The sequence below is a fragment of the Novipirellula sp. genome, from assembly GCF_041583735.1.
GTDB lineage: Bacteria > Planctomycetota > Planctomycetia > Pirellulales > Pirellulaceae > Novipirellula.
The window spans coordinates 1-2,485 of sequence record NZ_JBFHFD010000927.1 but is presented as its reverse complement, the minus strand read 5'-3'; the positions used below and the strand labels follow the sequence as shown (position 1 = coordinate 2,485).

At 58.7% G+C, this 2,485-nt stretch carries 3 protein-coding genes; 2 read left to right on the top strand and 1 reads right to left on the bottom strand.

The window, feature by feature from the left end:
* A partial coding sequence (locus ABX962_RS34695; RefSeq protein ID WP_372726232.1) for a hypothetical protein occupies positions 1 to 1,380 on the top strand: 1,380 nt, incomplete at its 5' end.
* 210 nt (positions 1,381 to 1,590) lie between these two features.
* Positions 1,591 to 2,298 carry a GTP cyclohydrolase I FolE gene (gene folE / locus ABX962_RS34690; RefSeq protein WP_339942927.1) on the top strand — a complete coding sequence of 236 codons (708 nt, stop codon included), beginning with the start codon at positions 1,591 to 1,593 and terminating at the stop codon, positions 2,296 to 2,298.
* On the opposite strand, the gene ABX962_RS34685 is transcribed toward folE, so the two are convergent.
* Positions 2,295 to 2,485: hypothetical protein (locus ABX962_RS34685; protein WP_372726231.1), on the bottom strand; the 191-nt coding region annotated here is incomplete at its 5' end. The two genes, folE and ABX962_RS34685, sit on opposite strands and share 4 nt — an antisense overlap.

The following is a 2,485-nucleotide window of genomic DNA, read 5'->3' as shown; positions in this document are numbered from 1 at the left end:
GATCTGTTGCGAATCGCCGCCGATTTGATGCCCGGAGTCCCGCGGATGCTGGCGGTCAATAAAGTCCGTCCTCGCCAGACTCCGGATCAAGTGTTTGAAACGTTCACGCCGTTGGCGAAAACGCACGGCATCGAAACGGTCTATGCGGCGTACGATTTTGACGTGCCCGCCAGTCGGCCCTATATTCCGGCTGCCAGTGGATCGGCAGCGATCGGCGACGACGAAGATTTGTTTCCGGTTTTCTTTTCCGTTTCGGAAAACCCAGACGACAATCCGCCCGCCGCCATTTCAGAGGACCGCTTGCTCGCCGCGCTGCCGAAGCGGCTCGATCGCGCGAAATTGTTCGAGAAGTTTCGGATCGCGTTGCAATCCACGCTGCGATCAATGATTTGGGATCGCGCGGTTAGTCGGGTGGACCAGGATGCGGATCACTCGCGAAAGGCAACGCAGAGGGCCCAGGATTGCTTGTTGCAAGCGTCGCTCGAATTTTTTGCTCATCGGCAAGTGGGCGGTGAAGTGGTCGAATTGCGGCTGCATCAATCCAAACGGATCATCCATCAGCTATCGGAATCGTTCGCCGTCACGGCGCCTTGGTACGCCCGCTGGGGCGTTCGCATGAATGCTAAATTGCGTCGTTTTGTCGATGGTGCTGGCGAAATGGTGCGTCGCTTTACTCCCACGGCGATGGCCGAGAAAACAGCTAGCGAAATCAAAGACAAGTTTCGCCGTGGCGAATACGGCAGCCTGATGACGCCCGAGCGACTCAACGCAGCGATTGATCGACATGGTGGTTCAGCCGCTCTGCCGCACTGGTTTGGCGAAGAGGTCGACCCCAGCATGTCGAGATTAACCGAAGCGTCCGAGGCGGCGATTCTGCGATTCGAACGTGATGACTTTACGCAGCTCGACCCACGACGACTCGACGAAGCGGTCCGCCAAATGTGGAGCGATGTACCGGTGCGTAAAAAGTTGGTCGCCGGGCTGACGCCGCTGGCGACTTTGTTGGCGGCTTTCGGGGGCGTGCTGATGATTCCGGTCGATTTTGGTACCACGGTGATCGCCGCCGCCTCGATCCCGGAACTGTTCGCAGCCTTCGGGATGGCCGCCATGGCGGCGCTGTGGGCTGGCGGTGCCAACACGCGTGATGTCGGCCAGCAAGCGGCGAAACAGCAGCTTGTCGATTTTCATGCCATTCTGTGCGATACCTTCGGTGTCGAGCGGATGAGCAAAGTCACCCCCATCGAAGTCGGCCGTGTGAAAGAAAACTTGCCGATGTCGCATGTCATTCGGCGTGAAGCGATCGGTCCCACATTGCCGCTGTATCAGATCCGCGATGCGTTCCGCAAAGAGTTGCAAAAACAACTGCCCCGGGGCGGTTAGGCTGTAAAGTCGATGCTCTCGCTCCCCCCTCCTTCGGAGGCCGCTGGTTTGGTGCGGCATCACCTCGCTGGCCAAAGCGGGCAACCACCTCAGCTGTCTCGTCGCGGCCATCGGGGGTGGCGTCCTCAGCGCCGAAGCAACACTCTGCTAAGATACAATGGACGTGCGAGTGCAGCATCTCGCCGACTTTTTACTCAGCCTTCCTGGGAAATGCAAAACGTGGATCCCCGTTCGTATAAAGAGCCCTCCTGCAACCTGCCGTTCCTTCAAAACGACAGTGGTGCGAACTGTAATGCGGCCAGCGTTAGCCCCGAGCCACCGCTTTTTCCCGATCGAAATGCCCCTTCACGCGATCACGTCGATCTGCCGCGGATTGAGCAAGCGGTTCGTATCATCTTGGATGCCGTGGGCGAAGATCCCGACCGCGAGGGATTGCTAGAGACCCCCGCTCGAGTGGCTCGTATGTACGCGGAGATGTTTGCGGGGCTGAAATCCGATCCAGGACGCCATCTCGCCAAGGTTTTCACCGAGGAATATGACGAGATTGTGCTCGTTCGTGACATCAGCTTCTGCAGCATGTGCGAACATCACTTGTTGCCATTCACTGGCCGCGCCCACATTGCGTACCTGCCCAGCGGGAAAGTGGTGGGGTTGAGCAAGCTGGCTCGTGTGGTCGAAGAGGTGGCTCGGCGACCGCAGGTCCAAGAGCGAATGACGCAAACGATCGCCGATCTTGTCGAAGAGCGTTTGTCTGCGACCGGAGTCGCGGTGGTTTGCGAAGCCACTCATAGCTGCATGACAATGCGGGGAGTGCGGAAGCCGGGCAGTCTGTGTTTGACCAGTGCGATGCGCGGCGCGTTCCGGGACGACCCGAAATCGCGAGCCGAAGTGTTGGGGCTGATCAACCGCGAAGTTTAGGGAGCGGGCAGATTCGCTTCACGCGTTCCCTCATCTGCTGATCCGGTCCCAGTCCTCATTCTCTTGGTTTGCGAACTTGACGAACATCGGCCATCCCACTCGAAGCACGCCGCATGGATAGCGAACGTCAACGAATTCAAGACGACCTGCGTGGCGTCGTGCGAGGCGAGGTTTTGTGCGATGACAT

What these genes read in the sequence shown, in the direction of transcription:
- folE (WP_339942927.1), top strand. Translation starts at nt 1,591, where the DNA reads ATGCAAAACGTGGATCCCCGTTCGTATAAAGAGCCCTCCTGCAACCTG.